Source organism: Lactococcus muris, from assembly GCF_042849115.1.
GTDB lineage: Bacteria > Bacillota > Bacilli > Lactobacillales > Streptococcaceae > Lactococcus > Lactococcus muris.
The window spans coordinates 162,657-179,784 of the sequence record NZ_BAAFQO010000001.1 but is presented as its reverse complement, the minus strand read 5'-3'; the positions used below and the strand labels follow the sequence as shown (position 1 = coordinate 179,784).

The window sequence follows — 17,128 nt, the reverse complement described above, 5'->3', positions numbered from 1 at the left end:
AAATGTTCGTTGAAAAAACAATTACAGGTAAATTTACTTTTCAGTTTGAGCAAGCAACTAAAAATTTTATTCAATGGCTATTGGACAACAATAAAGATTTCTCCTACAAAATGAATTCTAATGCGGTTACTGTGAAGTTTACTGAAGATGAAGAGTTTGAAGCTGCATTCGCTATGCGAGATAAGCTTGATAATGAGGCTAACCCACAAATGCAGCTAGATTTGGAGGATTAGATGGAACTACGTCCATATCAAAAAGAAGCCAATCAAAAAATTAAAGAAGAATGGGAGAGCGGCGTTAAGAAGACGCTGCTCGTTCTTCCTACTGGGTTAGGAAAAACAGTCACCTTTTCTGATTTAACTAAAGACTTAGTTAGGAAAGGTGAGCGTGTGCTTATCATGGCACATCGTGGGGAGTTGTTAGACCAAGCAGCAGATAAGCTCTATAAGGTAACAGGACTAAGAGCAGCTGTTGAAAAGGCAGAACAAACAGCTAAAAATTCATTTTATAGCGTGACCGTAGGGAGTGTTCAAACTCTTATGCGTGAATCACGTTTAGAGCAATTTCCTAAAGACTACTATGACACAATTATTGTCGATGAAGCACATCACGTCTTGGCTTCCAGTTATCAAAAAGTATTCTCTTACTTTGAGGAAGCAAAAGTTTTGGGAGTCACAGCAACAGCTGATCGAACGGATAAGAAAAATCTTGGAGAATTTTTTGAAACATTGGCCTATGAGTACACTTTGCCTGATGCAACTAAAAATAAATATTTAGCACCTATGAAGGCTCTGACTATACCGCTTAGAATCGATTTGTCGTCTGTCTCCATATCAGCCGGTGATTTTAAAGCCAGTGAAGTGGGCAGCGCTCTAGACCCTTATCTTTATCAGATAGCGGATGAAATGATGAAACACTGTAAAGACAGAAAGACAGTTGTCTTCCTTCCATTAGTTGCGACTTCTAAAAAGTTTAGAGATATCCTTAACGAAAAAGGATTTAGAGCTGCAGAAGTCAACGGAGAATCAAAAGACCGTACAGAAATTCTTAAAGACTTTGACGATGGCAAATACAACGTTTTGTGCAATTCAATGTTGCTTACTGAAGGCTGGGATTCACCAGAAGTGGACTGTGTGGTTATGTTAAGACCAACGAAATCACGTCCTCTCTATGTGCAATGTATTGGGCGTGGTCTCCGACTTGCGGAAGGGAAAGAAGATTGTTTAATATTGGACTTTCTTTGGCACACTGAACGTCATGAATTGGTACATCCGGCTCATTTAATCGCCAAAGATGAAGAAGTGGCCAAAAAGATGACCGACAAAATGACAAATCTGGAAGAAAAGGCAGAACCGATTCCCTTTGATTTAGAAGAAGTTGCGAAAATGGCAGAAAATGAAGTGATCCAAGACCGTGAAAATTCTCTAGCAGAAAAGTTAGCAGCGATGAAAAAACGAAAAAGAAAACTGGTTGATCCCCTTCAATTTGAAATGTCTATTCAATCTGAAGACTTGATTAACTATAGTCCATCGTTTGCTTGGGAAATGGCGCCAGCTTCTGACAAACAAATTGCAGCTCTTGAAAAATTTGGAATTTTTCCGGAAGAAATCGAAAATGCGGGTAAAGCTAAGATACTACTGGATAAATTGAATAAACGCAGAGCGGCGGGATTAACAACACCAAAACAAATTCGTTTCTTGGAAAGTCGAGGCTTTTATCATGTGGGAACTTGGCAATTTGAAAATGCAAGTAGGCTAATTGATAGAATTGCGGCTAATGGTTGGCGGATTCCAGCAGATATCAATCCAAGAGAGTTTGAGGGGAGATAAAAAAGCCAGCCCATAGGCTAGCTTCACTTATCATAGATGATTTCTCGTTTGCCTGATTGAACTACAAGAACCAAAGCAATGTCATCTTGAATATTACAGATAATACGATATTTTCCAACACGGTATCGCCATAGTCCGGATTTATCTCCTACCAATGCTTTACCGTGAATTCTTGGATTATCGGTTCCCTCGATATTTTTTTTGAGCCAGAATAAAATTTGTTTTTGAATCTGATGATCAAGCTTATTAAATTGCTTTTTAGCTTTTAAGTCGAACTCAACGTGATACAGTTTCGCCAATGTTAAGTTCCTCCAACATCTCATCAAGGGTGACAGTTTCACCAGATAAGCTTTTCATTGCTTCAAGTCCAGCTTGTAAGTCAAGGTAGTCCTCGATTTTTTCAGCTAGGGCATTCTTGAAAAGTGTAGACATATTTTCACCGGTTAAATCAGCATAAGCTTTGAAGAACTTTTCTTCTTCTTTGTTTAAGCGAATAGTAGTTACAGTCATAGTGGATACCTCCTATAATTAATATATCATAGTATTACAATGTAGTCAACAAAAAGCATTACAATGTAGTTTTTATAAAGAAAGGGAAAAATGGAATAATGAATGAAAAATTCGACTTGATACCTCTTTTAGACTTCATTCCACCAGCCACACTTGACTATACAGAGTGGGTATCTGTTGGAATGGCCTTAAAATATGAGGGGTATAGCTTTGAGGTATGGGATAGTTGGTCTCAATCTGATTCACGCTACAATGCGAACGAAATGGAAGCTAAATGGAATTCTCTTGGCCATAATGAGGGCACACCAGTAACAGGGGCTTTTATTACGATGAAAGCCAAGGAAGGTGGTTGGAAACCCCGCCAAGCTTATACAGGAGATGACGGGAACGAATTCCTCTCTTGGGATGATGAAGTGAGTGCAGCTCAGGATTATAAATTTATCGACAAAGCTTGGCTAGAGGGAGAGGAAATAAGAGAGCCCACCCACTGGAACCCAATACAAGAGCTAAAAACTTACATTCAGACTCTTTTCAAGAATGATGATTATATTGGCTATGTCGTTGATTCTTGGCTACGTGATGATGGAAAATACTCAGTAAGCGGTAAAGGAAATTATACTCGAACTGCCGAGGAGATGCTCAACCAGCTAGAAAAATTCAGAAATGAACGTGATCTAGGTTTCATAGTTGGAGATTCTAACCCAGAAGCTGGTGCTTGGATTCGCTTTAATCCTCTGGATGGGAAAGGTGTAAAAAATGAAAATGTTACGGAGTTTAAATATGCTTTAGTTGAATCAGATAATTTGAGCATTGATAAACAGCATGCAATTATGCGAGAGCTTGAACTCCCCATTGCAGCACTTGTTTATTCTGGAGGAAAATCAGTACATGCTATTGTAAAGATTAATGCCAAAGATAAAAATGAATATCGTGAGCGTGTAGAGTATCTTTATAAGATTTGTAATAAGAATGGCTTGCAGGTTGATAGTCAAAATAAGAATCCTTCTCGTCTTTCACGAATGCCTGGGGTAATCCGAGGACAACACAAGCAATTTCTTATAGATACCAACATTGGTAAGGCGGATTGGGAAGAGTGGCAAACATGGATTGAGGACTTGAATGATGATTTACCAGAATTTGAAAGCCTCGCCGAAATGTTTGAAGAAAATCCACCACTTGCGCCGGTTCTCATTGCTAATATACTTCGTCGAGGACATAAGATGTTAATTGCTGGACCCTCTAAAGCTGGTAAATCTTTTGCACTTATGGAAATGTGTATTGCTATTGCAGAAGGACTCCCTTGGTTTGGTTTTAATTGTGAGCGGGGGAAAGTACTCTATATCAATATGGAACTTGATCGTCCATCTGCTTACAAGCGTTTTAAGGACATCTATAAGGCCATGGGATTACGTCCGGACCATGTAAGAAATATTCATGTTTGGAATATGCGAGGACATTCTATTCCCATGGACAAACTTACTCCGAAATTGATTCGGCGTGCGCAGAAAGAAAAATTTGATGCGGTCATTATTGACCCTATCTACAAGGTATTAACTGGTTCTGAAAATGATGCGGAACAAATGGCCAAATTTACTAATAACTTTGACAGGGTAGCCGCAGAACTTGGAACATCTGTTATCTACTGTCATCACCATTCTAAGGGGGCACAGGGTGGGAAGTCTTCAATGGACCGTAGTTCGGGCTCTGGAGTCTTTGCCCGTGATCCAGATGCGATTCTTGATTTGATTGAACTTGAAGTTACGGACAATCTTCGTAAAATGCAAGAAGGACGTGCGACCGCAAACTTTTATGCAGAGAAAATCCGGAATGAAAATCCAGAATACTTAAGTGAGATTGGCCAAGATGATTTTTTATCACCCTCTGCTATGCGTGAACATCTTACTAAAGCTCTAGGTAAAGATAGGGCATGGAATATATCAAGTTTTGAACTTGAGGGAGTTCATAAGGTTGTAAAGCTCATGACGGCTTGGCGGCTAGAAGGAACGCTTCGAGAGTTTCCAAAGTTTGAGCCTGTTAATCTTTGGTTCAACTACCCTTTGCATAGAGTGGATGAAGTAGGGAGTTTGAAAGACCTTGAACCAGTTGGAAGTGAACCCCCTTATAAGCGAGGAGCAAGAAAGGGCGGAAAGTCTGGGATATCTGAAGAGAAGAAAGCTGTACGTATTAAGAAAAATACGGCAAATGTAATCACTGCTTTGGATAGCTTAGATATGGAGGGAAAAGGAAAGGTCAGAATTGGGGAACTTGAAACATACTTTGGCAAGTCGCGTAATACTGTCAAGCAGTGGATAAGAGATTCTGGTTCCTTGGAAATTGATGATGAAGGGTATGTTTCTAAATGTGAAAAAAATGAAAGTTCCGATTCTGAAAATTAGAAAATATATAGGGTGTCAAACCTGTCAATTTTTAGTTAAATTGATACCACTGTCAAACTGTCAAATTAAGCTGAAAGTGACAGGTAAAAAACACTGTCAAACCTGTCAATTTTGACAAGTCTGACACTGTCAAAAAAGGGTGTCAATGAATTCTATACTACCGTATAGAATTACCTGAGGGTGTAGGTGTATTGACAAGTCAAATTTGCTCTTGAGTGGTGCAAATTTTGACAAGTCAATGACACCCCACCGAGTCGTGCGAGGGTGGGTGGAGGAAAGTAGAAAAATTAAAAAATTTTTTAAGAATTGAGGTGGAAAATTTGGACTATGAAAAATTTTTCAACGATGTAAAAAATTGGATTTTAGAGTGTAATTCCCAAGCGATAAAATTAGGGTTCGGAAACGATAAATTTTGGAACTGGGCTGTGATGTCACTTGGGGAGTTATCGACAAAATATAATAATCAACCGCTGGTCATGGCTCAAACAAATATGTTGCTGGATTGGCTAGATAATACTTGGGAGGAAATGAAAAATGGCTCATAAGTATAATGCAAAAAAGGTTATTGTTGACGGTATTACCTTTGACAGTGTGGCAGAAAGTATTTACTATGAAGAACACAGGAATGTACCTAATATGCGACGTCAAGAAAAATTTGTACTTTTGGATAAGTTCCGCCTGAATGGTAAAGCCTATCGAGAAGTTTCTTATAAGCCCGATTTTACGTTCTATGATGATGAGGGGAACCTAATCAAAGTCGTGGATGTAAAAGGGATGATCTTACCTGAATTTAAAATGAAGGCAAAGTTCTTTGCGGCTAGATATGGGGTACAAGTTACAATCGCAAAGCGTGTTGGAAAAAAACGAATTTTTCGCGAGGAGGTCATTTAATGAAATCAATTAAAAAAGGGGATATAAAGAAACTTTTGGAAAAGCTAGTCTTTAACTTCATAGTCATTATATTCGTGTGTAATATAGTAGACCAGTTCATAAACAGTGCAGATTTATTCCGTTGGTTACTTGTTGCAGTAGTGGTTGTATTAGCTACACTACTGGATTTTGGCGAATAAAAATATAAAACTCAACTGAAAGGAAAATAAAAATGAATATTAAAAAAATTACAATCACAGGTATCATAGCAACTATGTTACTAACATTGTCTGGTTGTACGATGTGGGAAGATACCATGAAAGGATGGGAAAGTGATACTAATGGTTTACCTCGAATCGTTACTATTTACTCCAAGACAGGTGAGGTGCTGAAGAAGTACGAAGGCAATAGCGTTCGTATCTCAGATGCTGCAAACGGAACTATGGTGATTAACCTAGATGGCAAACGCATTCAAGTGCAGAATGCGGATGTGATTGTGGAGGAAAAATAATGAAAAAAATCATTGAGAATATAGTCACAGGTATTCTATTAGGCGGAATTGCTGCAATATTTATTGCAGTTGTCTATCGTATTGTTGGGTGGATTATAGGATTCTAGACGATAAAAAGCCCGCTGACGACGGGCTTAAGCATATGCTGAACTACCTTAAATTATAGCACAAAGGAGGTGGTTTTAATGGCGGATAAGTTGGATAGAGTTATCGGAGATTATGTAAATGGCCGACTGGATGCCAAGATAAAGTCGATTGAAAGCAGATATCTCTATCGACAAAAAGTAGATAATCTAGGAATACGCACAGCTTATTCTGGCGGTTCTGAGCCAGAAAGTAATGTCCTAAATAAAGAGGCAATGGAAAATGATGAGGAATTAATCAGGTTACGTGAATTGGTAAGATTACTAGATATCTGGTACCTTCCCCTAGTAGATAGTGAGAGAGAAGTTATTAAACTAAAATGCGAAGGCTATAGTGGAAGATATTGGTATCAAGTCATGCAAGAACTAGATGCCACAGGTATAGAAATTACTCAGAAAAAAGCTAAGTCTGCTTATTATCGATTTAGAAAGGATATTTATTCTCATATCTCTCACTTAATTTGAAAGGGATAAAACAGACAAAAAAAGACCTAAAATTGGTACGAAATGGAATAAAAAAAGAACTTCCACCCTTGTTTTCAGTGATATACTTGTATCATGAACAATATTAAAGGTCACTCATTGAGTGGCTTTTTTGCTATTTTCGGAAAGGAGGTAGTCCATGAGTGGTTAAATTGACCCCGAAACAAGAAATGTTTGTCCAAGGGATAATCTCAGGACTATCTCAAAGACAAGCCTATAGGAGGGCCTATAAGGCTGAAAAGATGAGCGATGAGACTGTAGATGTACGAGCAAGTAAACTTTTAAAAGAGTATAAGGTTAGTATAAGGTATCGCGAGTTACTCAAGCAGTTCTCAAACATGTCTCTCTGGTCTAGAGAACAGGCTTTCAACGAGTTTGAATGGTTGAAAAATAAGGCAAGAGAGAGCATTGAGAAAGATGGTGTTAGACAAGCTAATTCAAATGCTTTCATTTCTGCTTTAGATGGTATGAATAATATGGCTTGGCGTGATCTTGAACTTCTCGATGAAAAGCTGCGTGCGGATATTGAAGCTAACAAAGCCAAAATCGAACAAGACTCCGAAGATGATGAACAAATCACAGGCTATATTTTTGATAGGAGTGAGTACAATGGCGATACTGAATCTCGCAAAGCTGATTAATCCAGTATTTGATGAAGTGCTTTATACACCTAAGAGCCATATTGTGTTGAAAGGAGGGCGTGCTTCCACAAAGTCCTCTGTCATATCTATCGACTTAGTGAATGACTTTATCAGTGATTCTCTTGGGAACGTGGTCGTCTTACGTAAAGTAGGAAAGTACCTCAGAATGTCTGTGTATGAACAGATAAGGTGGGCAATTTATGAAATGGGATTGGCTCGTCAGTTCAAGTTTCTAAAATCTCCCCTACAGATTATTCATAAGAAGACAGGTACAGCCTTTTATTTTTATGGAGTAGACGATCCTATGAAACTCAAATCACAGAAGATAGCCAAAGGCTATGTTATGTCTGTGTGGTTTGAGGAGCTTGCAGAGTTTGCAGGACGTGAGGATATTGATATAGTTGAAGATACCTTTATCCGCCAAGAACTGCCAGACGGTAAAGAGGTCAATGTTTACTTTTCATATAATCCTCCTCGAAATCCTTATGATTGGATAAATGAATGGATTGCAGAAAAAGCAAGTGACCCCACTTACCTTATACACCATAGTACCTATCTTGATGACAAGTTAGGTTTTTTGTCTAGTCAGATGAAGGAAAAGATAGAACGATACAAGGAAACAGCCCCTGACTATTACCGCTGGATGTACCTAGGCGAGGTCATAGGGCTTGGTAATCATGTCTACAACATGAACTACTTTAAGCCGCTTGAGAGCCTCCCTGAGGACGATAGGCTTATCGGTATATCATTTGCCCTAGATACAGGACACCAACAGTCTGCGACTGCATGTGGAGCTTATGGACTTACAGCTAAAGGCAAGGTCATTTTACTTGATACGTTCTACTACAGCCCAGCAGGAAAGACAATAAAAAAAGCTCCAAGTGAACTTTCAGTAATGATTCATGATTTCATTGACCAAGTATTGAAACACTATAGAGTTCCAAAGCTTAAGATGACTATTGATAGTGCTGAAGGGGCTTTGAGAAATCAATACTTTAGAGACTACGGTGAGAGATGGCATCCAGTAGCTAAGAAGAAAAACCAGACCATGATTGATATGGTCATTAGTCTTCTTGCTGAGGGGCGTTTTTATTATCTGGATATACCTCAAAACAAAATTTTTATAGAAGAGCACAGGATGTACAGATATGATGAAAAAACGCTCCACACAGATGACCCTAAAGTCATCAAGGAGGAAGATCACACTGTAGATGAGTTCAAATATTTTGTTTTAGATAACGCTAGAGCACTCGATTTGAAAGCCTAAAGGAGTAAGAATGGGAATTGTACAAACTATCAAGAAATTCTTTACAAGGAGCAAGTATGTGATGACGACACAAAACTTAACTAACATTACTGATCATCCCAAAATAGCAGTCTCTCGTACAGAGTATGATCGTATCAACGAAAATCTCAAGTATTTTGCAGGACGATATGATCCGATTAAGTACAAAGACAGTAACGGAGATTATAAGATACGTGCTTTTAATCATTTGCCTATAGGTAGAACAGCAGCGAAAAAAATTGCGAGTCTTGTGTTTAATGAGCAGGCAGAAATCAAAGTCAATGATTCTAAAGCAGATGAGTTTATTCAGTCACAACTTCAAAATGACCGCTTTATCAAGAATTTTGAACGTTACCTTGAGAGCTGTTTAGCCCTTGGAGGTTTAGCTATGCGGCCTTATATTGATGGTGAACAAGTCAGAGTAGCCTTTATTCAAGCTCCTGTATTTTTCCCTCTTCAATCTAACACACAAGATATTTCAAGTGCTGCTATTGTGACAAAAACTATAAAATCAGTAGGAAACGCTCAGAAATACTACACGCTGATTGAATTGCATGAGTGGGCAAAAGATGGCAAGTACACCATTACAAATGAGTTATATAAGTCTGACAATCAGAATATTGTGGGTTCAAGAGTTCCTTTATCAGAAGTGTATGAAGGACTTGAAGAAGTTGCGGAGCCGAAAAATCTTAGTCGCCCTCTCTTTACCTATTTGAAAACTCCAGGAATGAATAATAAGGACATTAACAGTCCTTTAGGTTTATCTATTTTTGACAATGCCAAGACAACGATTGATTTTTTGAATACCACTTATGATGAGTTCATGTGGGAGGTCAAGATGGGACAGCGCAGGGTGGCTGTACCTACTCAAATGATAAAGACCGAATACAACGAGGAAGGTGAGAAAATTGTCGTTACTCGTGAGTTTGAGGCAGGCCATAATGTCTATGAGCAATTTGACTCGGGGGATATAGACAAAGGGATAGGTATAACAGACCTTACGACACCCATTCGTTCAGAGGACTATATCCGAGCAATTAACAAGGGACTCTCTCTTTTTGAAATGCAAATTGGGGTTTCAGCCGGTATGTTTACTTTTGACGGTAAGAGTATGAAGACAGCTACTGAAATTGTTTCAGAGAACTCAGACACCTATCAAATGCGTAACAGTATAGTTAGCCTAGTAGAACAATCATTAAAAGAATTGATTGTTTCTATGCTTGAATTGGCAAAAGCTTATGACCTGTACGGTGGAGATATTCCAGATATGACGACAATCAGTATCAATCTTGATGATGGAGTTTTTACTGATCGAAATGTGGAGCTTGATTACTGGATAAAAGTGGTTAATGCTGGCTTTGGTACGGATGTTATGGCTATTGAGAAAGTTCTCAACGTTACACCAGAGAAAGCTAAGGAAATCAAAGCTGAAATCAGCGGTAATAACGTTGACGAGGCAAATGAAGAGCGCGGCCTTGATGATGTAGGAGTGTATGGAGAGTGATTAGATGGCTGATGATAAGAAGAAACAAATCAAGCTAAATGATGAACAGCTAATGCTTGATGCTAGTCAGGTTGCAGACATCTATCATCAGCTTACTCTTGACTTGTTTGACCAAGTTATAGACCGTATCAAAGAACGTGGTTCTGTCAGTCTTGATGATAACCCTTATATTTGGCAACTTGAGAAAATGAATGACATGGGGCTACTCAACGAGGAAAACCTCAACTTGATTTCAGAGCGTTCAGGAATTGCTAAGACGCAGCTTAGGCATGTTATCCAAAATGAGGGTTACAAAATCTACAAGGATACTAAACAGCAGCTTTTAGAAGCTATGGGTAGTGATAATATTGTTAGCAACTCACTTATCCAGAATAGTCTAGCAGCTTATGTCAATCAGACAATGGGAGATATTGATAATCTTATTAACACGACTCTCCCAAAGAGTGTGAGAAAGACCTATCAATCTATCATTGAGGAAACTACAGCAAAAGTTGTTACCGGTCTTGCTACATCAGATAAGGCTATCTCAGATACAGTCATGAGATGGGCTAAAAAGGGATTTTATGGTTTTACAGACAGTCAAGGTAAACACTGGAGAGCCGATACCTATGCCAGACAAGTCATTAAGTCCACTACTTGGCGAGTTTATCGTGAGGTCAGAATGGCCCCAGCTGAAGAATTAGGGATAGACACCTATTACTATTCTAAGAAAGCTACCGCAAGAGAGATGTGTGCTCCACTGCAGCATAGAATAGTCACAACAGGACTTGCTCGAGTTGAAAAAGGAGAGCGGATTCTATCTCTTTCAGACTATGGTTATGGTACAGCTGGTGGTTGTTTGGGGATTAACTGCATGCATGAAATCACGCCATTTGTAGTCGGTGCTAACTACAAGCCTAAGCTCGGTGATGATGTCAAAGACGTAACGCCTGAACAAGCTATAGCAAATGCCAATGTACAGGCCAAACAGAGAGCACTAGAACGCTCTATCAGACAGTCTAAGGAGTTTCTGCATGTGGCGAAGAAATTAGGAGACCAAGAGCTGATAGACAGGTATAAGAATAAGGTACGAGTCCAGCAAGGAGCTATGAGAGATTATCTCAAACAGCATCCATTCCTACACCGTGATTATGCCAGGGAGAAATACTATAGTGATCCTTTTTATCAAGCTAAAAAAGAGATAAAACTCCGAAAGAAACTGGCTGAGCATCATTACATCAAAGAAAATGAGATTGCGAGTTTCAAAAAGGCTGGAGGTAAAATCACTAAACTTGAGCGTAAGGTTATCTATGCTGATGAGAACCCTCATGGATTGGGTTATATTGGCACACCTCATAGTTTTGCTATCAACAAGTATTTAAGAGATAAGAACTCAATTCCTTCGGAGTACAAGAATATTGTTGATACTCTTGACGGTGTTATTGAGAAGAATAGAGCTTTAAAGAATATAAAGGTTAATCGGTTTGATAATGTTGAGTATTTTAAATCTATTTTAGAATACAACAGAGATAGACTGACTGACCAAGATAATCCTATTTCTGACTTTAACTCAGGTAAGTTATCATTTCAAAATAGTGGATTTACATCTACAAGTTATATTCCGAAATACAACTTTTTCAAAGATAGACCAATCAAGACCATTATCAATATACCCAAAGGAAGTGAGATTTACTTTACGGACAATGACGGTGAGAGTGAAATCATTATCCCTAGGGATGCAAAATATGATATAATCGGGTTGAAAGAGAAAGAAAATGGTCTGATAATTGAAATGACCTTGAGAAAGTAGGTGTGTCATGGGTGAAGAAGGATACAATAAAGCTCTAACATGGCTGGATAGTCTCAATCTAAAAAAATCTCCTCCTTTAGTTCCATCTGAAATGACTAATGAGGAGCTAGCTCGTTTGCGATTTACTTGGGTTTCTCCGGAAGATGAGGAGGCCGTCATGGCAGAACTCAAAAAACGTGGTTTAGCTTTGTAAAAAAATTAAGCGCTTAGTTCAATCTAGGTGCTTTTCTTATACTCAAAATGAAGACTGGTTTTCTGGTCTTTTTTCTTGCCCTAAGCATGGCGTAAAACTGTATTAATTTTGCCCCTCGTGGCGTAAAACAAAGGAGTAAGGCATGAGTCTTAAACGTGAAATGTTAATGGAAGCAGGTATTGAAGACAAAGCAGTGATTGATAATATCATGCAAGCGTACGGTGCAGGGGTAGAAAATGCTAAATCACAGGCTAAGTCAGAACTACAAGCAGAAAACGACAGTTTGCGACAACAACTTGAGCAACAAAACCAAGCTATCAAGGATTTGCAGGAAAAAGAGGGAGCGAGTGAAGAAAGCAAGCAGCAGCTGGCAGACTTACAAGCCCAATTTGACCAGTATAAGACTGATAGTGAGGCACAGCTTGCTCAAGTTCAAAAAACTAACGCTGTAGCCCTTGCTTTGAAAGATGTGGGAGCTTACAATTCGGATGACTTGATGAAGCTCATTGATGTGGACAAGATTGAATTAGGTGAAGATGGTAAGCCAAAGCTTGACGATACCATTAAATCACTCAAAGAATCAAGTCCTTATTTATTCAAACAGCAAGAAGAAACAGTGCCAAAACCTAAAATCAGCGTAGCTGGAAATCCTTCCGCAGGAGCCAATGAACTTACTAAGGAGGATTTTGCAAAAATGGGTATCCAAGAGCGTAACGAATTATTCGAGGAAAATCCAGAACTATATCAACAATTGAGAGGATAAACATATGTCAAACGGTATAACTACAACACAACAGGTAATTAACCCACAAGTTATGGCTGACATGATATCAGCAAAATTGCCTAAACTTATCAAATTTACACCATTAGCGGTGGTTGAACAAACTTTAGTTGGACGTCCAGGGGATGAGCTTACAGTTCCACAATGGACTTATTCAGGGGATGCTACTGAAATCCAAGAAGGCCAAGCAATACCAATTGATCAACTTGGAACTAAAGAAACAAAGATGAAAATCAAGCAAGCAGGTAAAGCAATCGAAATCACAGATAAAGCTGCTCTTGTTGGTCATGGTGATATTCATGATGAAGCAACTAATCAAATCGCGTTGGCTATTGCTAATAAGGTAGATAACGATATTGTTGAAGTAGCGAAAACAGCTACTCAAAATATTACAGAAGCTCCAGTGTCTGTCGCAAACATTGACAAAGCCCTTGAAGTTTTTGATGACGAAGACGATGCACGCTATGTTGCTATGATTAACCCTAAGGATGCAATCAAATTACGTGCGGATGCTGGGCAAAATTGGCTACGTGGTTCAGAAATTGGAGCCAATGTCATAGTTTCTGGAACTTTCGGAGAAGTATCAGGTGTGCAAATCGTCCGTACTAAGAAAGTAGAGGAAGGAAAAGGTTTTCTGGTTAAAATTTCAGCTCTTGAGACTGATACTGACGACAATGCTAAATATGGTGCATTCGTTATCAATATGAAACGTGATGTGATGGTTGAAAATGACCGTGATATTTTGAAGAAGACTACAGTCTACTCAGGTGACGAATACTACGGTGTTTACCTCTATGATGACAGCAAAGTTGTCAAGTTTGGAGGTGCGTAATGGGTATGCTCATGCGCCGGCATTACGCAAGTCTCACTGGTAGTGAATCACAAGAAGATACTGTTGAAGATATAAATTCTAAAACAGTTCCAGAATTGCGTGAGTTAGCTAAGTCAAAGGGGATTGATAATGCATCAAAATTGCTAAAAACAGAACTCTTAGAGGTGTTAAATGGCCAAGTACAAAGTGACGAGTAATTTTGTTATTGACAAAACACAGTATGACAAAAATACTGTTGTAGAAATATCGAAAACATCGGCAGACAAAATCAATAAACGAGGAGCCAAGTCTCATCCAACACTTGCTCCTTTTTTGGTGTTAGTTGAGGAAAAAAAGGCGAATAACTGAATATTGCCTTTTATATTGGAGGTTCTTATCATGACTTATTTAACGGAAGAAGAATTTGAAGACTTGGGTTTTGATGAAGTGGATGATTTTGAAAAATTAGTCAAGCGAGCAGAGCTTATTCTCCAACAATTTCTTGGAAACTTTTATGATTTCTCAACTTTTGAAGCAGAACTTCCTCCAAGAAAGCAAGCAATCAAATTGGCTACGGCGTTTCAAGTGTCATATTTGGATGCTAGCGGCATCATGACGGCTGATGATAAACAATCAGTAGACAGTGTGTCGCTTGGACGTACCTCTGTGAGGTACAAGGATACCTCACAGCCCTTTTTGGAAAGTGCGAGGTATAATTTATCACTTGACGCTTTAAATGCTCTGAAAGGGGCAGGATTTGGCTACAGAGGGGTAAGTTATGATAGACATTGATAAGCGGTTATTGGTTGACACAGTAACTATTCAGAAAGCTACGGGAGAAAAAGATGGATGGGGTAAAGCAATGCTAGAGAGCCCAGTTACGCTTAGTCCTGTTCGATTTGATAGGCAGTATCAAGTACAAGGCAGCCAGAACAACCGCAAAGAGTCCAATCCTAGTATATTATTTGTATATCCTAAGCATTGCCCTGTGGTACTTGATGAGACATATCTCAATGCCATTGTGAATGATGGTAAGCGTGATTATAGAGTGGTTTCCCTTGTTCCAGTAGCTTATCCGAATAGGTCGAAAATATTTTGCTATGAAGTGGAGTGTGTCTAATGGGGACAAAAGTATCTGTTAAAGTTGACATTAAAAATATTGAGAAAAAAGTTTCTCCTACCGCTCTCGCTCGGGGGCGATTGGCTATTGCGAATCAGATGTTAATGGACATGAGGCCCTTTGTTCCATTTAGGAGTGGAGATTTAAGGGGAAGTGGCTATGCAAATAAGGTCGGTGTCATCTATACTGCTCTGTATGCAAGGGCACAATTTTATGGCTCGAGCTATAATAAAAAACGTCGTTTTACTTTCAAACGCTATACGACTCCTGGAACAGGTAAGCGTTGGGATCTGAAAGCCAAGAGCTTACATGCGAAAGATTGGGAGAAAGTTGGAATGAAAGCACTGGGAGTAAAAAAATGAATAATGATTTTTCAGAAGTTCTTAGAGATTTCATCAATACACTAGGCCTCCCTCTGACTTGTAGATTAGATTACCTGTCAGAGACTGAAGGTTTAGTCCTTTATCCTTTACCTGGTGGCAAGGTTGAAAAAGAGTATATGAATGGCAAGCAGGATATTAGCTTAGTCTATGAGGTGGCCATCAAAACGGCTGACCACAAAAAGACAAGTTCTATCCTGTGGGCCATCAACTACGCTCTAGCTGACTTTAACCTTGAGTTACCTAGTTCAAATCACTCATATCAATTCAGAAGCCTTGAAGTATCACAGCCTTTTCTTAATGATCGTGATGAACAAGGTTTTTATGTTTATATGTTGGATGTTACGGCAAAATTAGAAATAAATGGAGGAATTTAAATGCCTAAACAAAAAAATGCAAAACGCAAACATTATGTAGCTCCTTGGACAGATGACAGCACAAGTCCATTAGAGAACGATTGGAAATGGCTGGCAGATGGTGTTACAACTGCTGAGGTTGAAAATGACGAAGAATCTGATGATGTTGCTTACTATAACGGCGATGGAACACCTGAGACGGTAATTACCTCTGTGAAATATGGTTATAGTTTTGAAGGAGACTATATTAAGGAAGATGAAGCGCAGAAGATTATTGCAGACATGCGCTTTTCAACGGGTGATCAACGTAAAGTCTGGTTCAAAGTGATAGACCCTGATGGTAAGACGCAATATGTAGCACCAGCTACTGTATCTGATATCAAGATTGGTGGTGGTGAGGCTGCCGAATATGAAGGATTTAGCTGTACCATCAGCTGGAATACTGTACCTAAACAGTCTGCTGTAGTTAGCGACTAGTTTTATTTGTTATAGGGAGTGCATGAACTAGCACCCCTTTTTTATTTTTTATGAGTAGGAGAAGACACAATGGTAGTAATTAAAAAGCGTAGCAATGTTATTCCTGTAGAATTTGATGGATTTACACTTGAATTTGTAGCCAATGACAAGAATATCCTTAACATGCAGGAAGTCGGCAAAAAGCTTCAAAAAGAGGGGCAAAAAGTGGCAGATACAGAAGACGGAAAGGCCTTTGACGCTTTACAAGCCATGGTTAAAGAGTCATGGGTGGGTCTATTTGACGAAGATACCTACAACAAGGTATATGTTTACTCTGGCGAGTCTACCGTAGATACAATGGTTTACTTGCTTGAAACTATTTCAGGAGTTGTAGGCGAGTGGGAGCGACGTAACAACGGAGACGCTCTTAAAAAGTATTTAGGTGATTAGTATGCTGGATTTATCAAGGAAATTGACAGATGAGTTAGTCCTTGGTGATGAGGTGTACCCAATGAATATAGCTTTTAACAAGGTCTTGAAAGTTATGGAACTTATCAATGATGATGAATTTGATGACATCTACAAGCCTTATCTAGCTATCCAGATACTTACTGATGTTGATTTTACAGAGGCTTTAACCCCTGAACAGGCAATAGCAATTTTTAAGCTGATTTTTGAGGAACACATCAGAATTATTCCAGCTAAAGACAGTGCTCCGGTGTTAGATCTGGCAGGCAATCCAATTAAGAGCAAAATACGCTCTAAAAGTCAATCAGAGGACGGAGAGAGACTCTTTAGCTTGAAGTATGACGCTGAGTATATTTACTCCTCATTCATGCAAGCTTACGGCATTGATTTGATTGATGCTCAGAACGCCTTGCATTGGAAAAAGTTCAATGCCCTACTCAATGGGCTACCTAGTGATACTAAGTTTGTTGAAGTGCTTAAAATACGCTCTTACAAGCCACAGAAAGGTGATAGTACGAAGTACAAAGAAAGAATGAAGCGGCTGAAGAAAGAGTATGCACTACCTAAAGAATTTGACTACTAATCAAAGAAGGGAGAGTCGA

Annotated in this window: 26 protein-coding genes; 24 read left to right on the top strand and 2 right to left on the bottom strand. The window is 39.0% G+C overall.

Translation table 11 applies throughout. From position 1 onward, the window contains the following. Window positions 1-2 precede the first annotated feature (2 nt). Both ACGHCK_RS00795 and ACGHCK_RS00790 read left to right on the top strand, forming a co-directional pair. Window positions 3-233: a hypothetical protein gene (locus tag ACGHCK_RS00795; RefSeq protein WP_271328049.1), complete on the top strand. Its 231-nt coding sequence runs from the start codon at window positions 3-5 to the stop codon at window positions 231-233. Next, window positions 234-1,829 carry a DEAD/DEAH box helicase gene (locus tag ACGHCK_RS00790; protein WP_271328048.1) on the top strand — a complete coding sequence of 532 codons (1,596 nt, stop codon included), beginning with the start codon at window positions 234-236 and terminating at the stop codon, window positions 1,827-1,829. It begins immediately after the preceding gene. Window positions 1,830-1,852: 23 nt separating this feature from the next. On the opposite strand, the gene ACGHCK_RS00785 is transcribed toward ACGHCK_RS00790, so the two are convergent. Both ACGHCK_RS00785 and relB read right to left on the bottom strand, forming a co-directional pair. After that, window positions 1,853-2,128 carry a type II toxin-antitoxin system RelE family toxin gene (locus ACGHCK_RS00785; protein WP_394304433.1) on the bottom strand — a complete coding sequence of 92 codons (276 nt, stop codon included), beginning with the start codon at window positions 2,126-2,128 and terminating at the stop codon, window positions 1,853-1,855. Further along, entirely contained in the window at window positions 2,106-2,339 is a 234-nt protein-coding gene (relB, locus tag ACGHCK_RS00780; RefSeq protein ID WP_271328047.1) for a type II toxin-antitoxin system RelB family antitoxin, read from the bottom strand. Before relB ends, ACGHCK_RS00785 begins: the two co-directional genes overlap by 23 nt. A gap of 98 nt (window positions 2,340-2,437) precedes the next feature. On the opposite strand from relB, the gene ACGHCK_RS00775 reads away from it, so the two are divergent. The 22 genes from ACGHCK_RS00775 (at window position 2,438) to ACGHCK_RS00670 (ending at window position 17,109) form a co-directional block, all read left to right on the top strand. Continuing rightward, a complete protein-coding gene (locus tag ACGHCK_RS00775; protein WP_271328046.1) occupies window positions 2,438-4,735 on the top strand; it encodes an AAA family ATPase in 2,298 nt (765 codons plus the stop codon). Window positions 4,736-5,055: 320 nt separating this feature from the next. Then, on the top strand, window positions 5,056-5,280 hold the full coding sequence (locus tag ACGHCK_RS00770) for a hypothetical protein (RefSeq protein ID WP_202229939.1): 225 nt from the start codon (window positions 5,056-5,058) through the stop codon (window positions 5,278-5,280). Next, window positions 5,270-5,626 carry a DUF1064 domain-containing protein gene (locus tag ACGHCK_RS00765; protein WP_271328045.1) on the top strand — a complete coding sequence of 119 codons (357 nt, stop codon included), beginning with the start codon at window positions 5,270-5,272 and terminating at the stop codon, window positions 5,624-5,626. Before ACGHCK_RS00770 ends, ACGHCK_RS00765 begins: the two co-directional genes overlap by 11 nt. Beyond that, window positions 5,626-5,805, top strand: a complete 180-nt coding sequence (locus ACGHCK_RS00760) for a hypothetical protein (RefSeq protein WP_271328044.1) — start codon at window positions 5,626-5,628, stop codon at window positions 5,803-5,805. The genes ACGHCK_RS00765 and ACGHCK_RS00760 overlap by 1 nt, the downstream gene beginning before the upstream one ends. A 32-nt stretch (window positions 5,806-5,837) precedes the next feature. Beyond that, window positions 5,838-6,116, top strand: coding sequence for a DUF5052 family protein (locus ACGHCK_RS00755; protein WP_271328043.1), 279 nt, complete (start codon window positions 5,838-5,840; stop codon window positions 6,114-6,116). A gap of 185 nt (window positions 6,117-6,301) precedes the next feature. Continuing rightward, entirely contained in the window at window positions 6,302-6,724 is a 423-nt protein-coding gene (locus ACGHCK_RS00750) for a RinA family protein (RefSeq protein WP_271328042.1), read from the top strand. 161 nt (window positions 6,725-6,885) lie between these two features. Further along, complete coding sequence (locus ACGHCK_RS00745; protein ID WP_271328041.1) at window positions 6,886-7,383, top strand: terminase small subunit; 498 nt, start codon at window positions 6,886-6,888, stop codon at window positions 7,381-7,383. Then, entirely contained in the window at window positions 7,352-8,650 is a 1,299-nt protein-coding gene (locus ACGHCK_RS00740) for a PBSX family phage terminase large subunit (protein WP_271328040.1), read from the top strand. The genes ACGHCK_RS00745 and ACGHCK_RS00740 overlap by 32 nt, the downstream gene beginning before the upstream one ends. Before the next feature lie 10 nt (window positions 8,651-8,660). Then, entirely contained in the window at window positions 8,661-10,172 is a 1,512-nt protein-coding gene (locus ACGHCK_RS00735; RefSeq protein WP_394304432.1) for a phage portal protein, read from the top strand. 4 nt (window positions 10,173-10,176) lie between these two features. Further along, on the top strand, window positions 10,177-11,961 hold the full coding sequence (locus ACGHCK_RS00730) for a phage minor capsid protein (protein WP_271328039.1): 1,785 nt from the start codon (window positions 10,177-10,179) through the stop codon (window positions 11,959-11,961). 7 nt (window positions 11,962-11,968) lie between these two features. Then, the gene (locus ACGHCK_RS00725; RefSeq protein ID WP_271328038.1) at window positions 11,969-12,154 is read left to right on the top strand and encodes a hypothetical protein; all 186 of its coding nucleotides are present in this window, start codon (window positions 11,969-11,971) and stop codon (window positions 12,152-12,154) included. Window positions 12,155-12,296: 142 nt separating this feature from the next. Further along, window positions 12,297-12,917: a phage scaffolding protein gene (locus ACGHCK_RS00720; protein WP_271328037.1), complete on the top strand. Its 621-nt coding sequence runs from the start codon at window positions 12,297-12,299 to the stop codon at window positions 12,915-12,917. Between the two features lie 4 nt (window positions 12,918-12,921). After that, window positions 12,922-13,767 (top strand): N4-gp56 family major capsid protein, encoded by an 846-nt coding sequence (locus tag ACGHCK_RS00715; RefSeq protein ID WP_271328036.1) that lies wholly within the window; start codon window positions 12,922-12,924, stop codon window positions 13,765-13,767. Further along, complete coding sequence (locus ACGHCK_RS00710) at window positions 13,767-13,964, top strand: Rho termination factor N-terminal domain-containing protein (protein ID WP_271328035.1); 198 nt, start codon at window positions 13,767-13,769, stop codon at window positions 13,962-13,964. Before ACGHCK_RS00715 ends, ACGHCK_RS00710 begins: the two co-directional genes overlap by 1 nt. Continuing rightward, window positions 13,939-14,115, top strand: a complete 177-nt coding sequence (locus ACGHCK_RS00705; protein WP_394304431.1) for a hypothetical protein — start codon at window positions 13,939-13,941, stop codon at window positions 14,113-14,115. The genes ACGHCK_RS00710 and ACGHCK_RS00705 overlap by 26 nt, the downstream gene beginning before the upstream one ends. Before the next feature lie 30 nt (window positions 14,116-14,145). Continuing rightward, window positions 14,146-14,538 carry a hypothetical protein gene (locus ACGHCK_RS00700; protein WP_271328034.1) on the top strand — a complete coding sequence of 131 codons (393 nt, stop codon included), beginning with the start codon at window positions 14,146-14,148 and terminating at the stop codon, window positions 14,536-14,538. Beyond that, entirely contained in the window at window positions 14,525-14,866 is a 342-nt protein-coding gene (locus ACGHCK_RS00695) for a putative minor capsid protein (protein WP_394304430.1), read from the top strand. The genes ACGHCK_RS00700 and ACGHCK_RS00695 overlap by 14 nt, the downstream gene beginning before the upstream one ends. Further along, the gene (locus ACGHCK_RS00690) at window positions 14,866-15,228 is read left to right on the top strand and encodes a minor capsid protein (RefSeq protein WP_271328032.1); all 363 of its coding nucleotides are present in this window, start codon (window positions 14,866-14,868) and stop codon (window positions 15,226-15,228) included. The genes ACGHCK_RS00695 and ACGHCK_RS00690 overlap by 1 nt, the downstream gene beginning before the upstream one ends. Continuing rightward, the gene (locus ACGHCK_RS00685) at window positions 15,225-15,623 is read left to right on the top strand and encodes a minor capsid protein (RefSeq protein ID WP_271328031.1); all 399 of its coding nucleotides are present in this window, start codon (window positions 15,225-15,227) and stop codon (window positions 15,621-15,623) included. The genes ACGHCK_RS00690 and ACGHCK_RS00685 overlap by 4 nt, the downstream gene beginning before the upstream one ends. Next, window positions 15,624-16,079 (top strand): phage tail tube protein, encoded by a 456-nt coding sequence (locus ACGHCK_RS00680; RefSeq protein ID WP_271328030.1) that lies wholly within the window; start codon window positions 15,624-15,626, stop codon window positions 16,077-16,079. 69 nt (window positions 16,080-16,148) lie between these two features. After that, entirely contained in the window at window positions 16,149-16,508 is a 360-nt protein-coding gene (locus ACGHCK_RS00675) for a hypothetical protein (protein WP_271328029.1), read from the top strand. A gap of 1 nt (window position 16,509) precedes the next feature. Next, on the top strand, window positions 16,510-17,109 hold the full coding sequence (locus ACGHCK_RS00670) for a Gp15 family bacteriophage protein (protein WP_271328028.1): 600 nt from the start codon (window positions 16,510-16,512) through the stop codon (window positions 17,107-17,109). Window positions 17,110-17,128: the final 19 nt, after the last annotated feature.

What these genes read in the sequence shown, in the direction of transcription:
- ACGHCK_RS00795 (WP_271328049.1), top strand. Translation starts at nt 3, where the DNA reads ATGTTCGTTGAAAAAACAATTACAGGTAAATTTACTTTTCAGTTTGAG.
- ACGHCK_RS00790 (WP_271328048.1), top strand. Translation starts at nt 234, where the DNA reads ATGGAACTACGTCCATATCAAAAAGAAGCCAATCAAAAAATTAAAGAA.
- relB (WP_271328047.1), bottom strand. Translation starts at nt 2,339, where the DNA reads ATGACTGTAACTACTATTCGCTTAAACAAAGAAGAAGAAAAGTTCTTC.
- ACGHCK_RS00775 (WP_271328046.1), top strand. Translation starts at nt 2,438, where the DNA reads ATGAATGAAAAATTCGACTTGATACCTCTTTTAGACTTCATTCCACCA.
- ACGHCK_RS00765 (WP_271328045.1), top strand. Translation starts at nt 5,270, where the DNA reads ATGGCTCATAAGTATAATGCAAAAAAGGTTATTGTTGACGGTATTACC.
- ACGHCK_RS00760 (WP_271328044.1), top strand. Translation starts at nt 5,626, where the DNA reads ATGAAATCAATTAAAAAAGGGGATATAAAGAAACTTTTGGAAAAGCTA.
- ACGHCK_RS00755 (WP_271328043.1), top strand. Translation starts at nt 5,838, where the DNA reads ATGAATATTAAAAAAATTACAATCACAGGTATCATAGCAACTATGTTA.
- ACGHCK_RS00750 (WP_271328042.1), top strand. Translation starts at nt 6,302, where the DNA reads ATGGCGGATAAGTTGGATAGAGTTATCGGAGATTATGTAAATGGCCGA.
- ACGHCK_RS00740 (WP_271328040.1), top strand. Translation starts at nt 7,352, where the DNA reads ATGGCGATACTGAATCTCGCAAAGCTGATTAATCCAGTATTTGATGAA.
- ACGHCK_RS00735 (WP_394304432.1), top strand. Translation starts at nt 8,661, where the DNA reads ATGGGAATTGTACAAACTATCAAGAAATTCTTTACAAGGAGCAAGTAT.
- ACGHCK_RS00730 (WP_271328039.1), top strand. Translation starts at nt 10,177, where the DNA reads ATGGCTGATGATAAGAAGAAACAAATCAAGCTAAATGATGAACAGCTA.
- ACGHCK_RS00725 (WP_271328038.1), top strand. Translation starts at nt 11,969, where the DNA reads ATGGGTGAAGAAGGATACAATAAAGCTCTAACATGGCTGGATAGTCTC.
- ACGHCK_RS00720 (WP_271328037.1), top strand. Translation starts at nt 12,297, where the DNA reads ATGAGTCTTAAACGTGAAATGTTAATGGAAGCAGGTATTGAAGACAAA.
- ACGHCK_RS00715 (WP_271328036.1), top strand. Translation starts at nt 12,922, where the DNA reads ATGTCAAACGGTATAACTACAACACAACAGGTAATTAACCCACAAGTT.
- ACGHCK_RS00710 (WP_271328035.1), top strand. Translation starts at nt 13,767, where the DNA reads ATGGGTATGCTCATGCGCCGGCATTACGCAAGTCTCACTGGTAGTGAA.
- ACGHCK_RS00705 (WP_394304431.1), top strand. Translation starts at nt 13,939, where the DNA reads ATGGCCAAGTACAAAGTGACGAGTAATTTTGTTATTGACAAAACACAG.
- ACGHCK_RS00700 (WP_271328034.1), top strand. Translation starts at nt 14,146, where the DNA reads ATGACTTATTTAACGGAAGAAGAATTTGAAGACTTGGGTTTTGATGAA.
- ACGHCK_RS00695 (WP_394304430.1), top strand. Translation starts at nt 14,525, where the DNA reads ATGATAGACATTGATAAGCGGTTATTGGTTGACACAGTAACTATTCAG.
- ACGHCK_RS00690 (WP_271328032.1), top strand. Translation starts at nt 14,866, where the DNA reads ATGGGGACAAAAGTATCTGTTAAAGTTGACATTAAAAATATTGAGAAA.
- ACGHCK_RS00685 (WP_271328031.1), top strand. Translation starts at nt 15,225, where the DNA reads ATGAATAATGATTTTTCAGAAGTTCTTAGAGATTTCATCAATACACTA.
- ACGHCK_RS00680 (WP_271328030.1), top strand. Translation starts at nt 15,624, where the DNA reads ATGCCTAAACAAAAAAATGCAAAACGCAAACATTATGTAGCTCCTTGG.
- ACGHCK_RS00675 (WP_271328029.1), top strand. Translation starts at nt 16,149, where the DNA reads ATGGTAGTAATTAAAAAGCGTAGCAATGTTATTCCTGTAGAATTTGAT.
- ACGHCK_RS00670 (WP_271328028.1), top strand. Translation starts at nt 16,510, where the DNA reads ATGCTGGATTTATCAAGGAAATTGACAGATGAGTTAGTCCTTGGTGAT.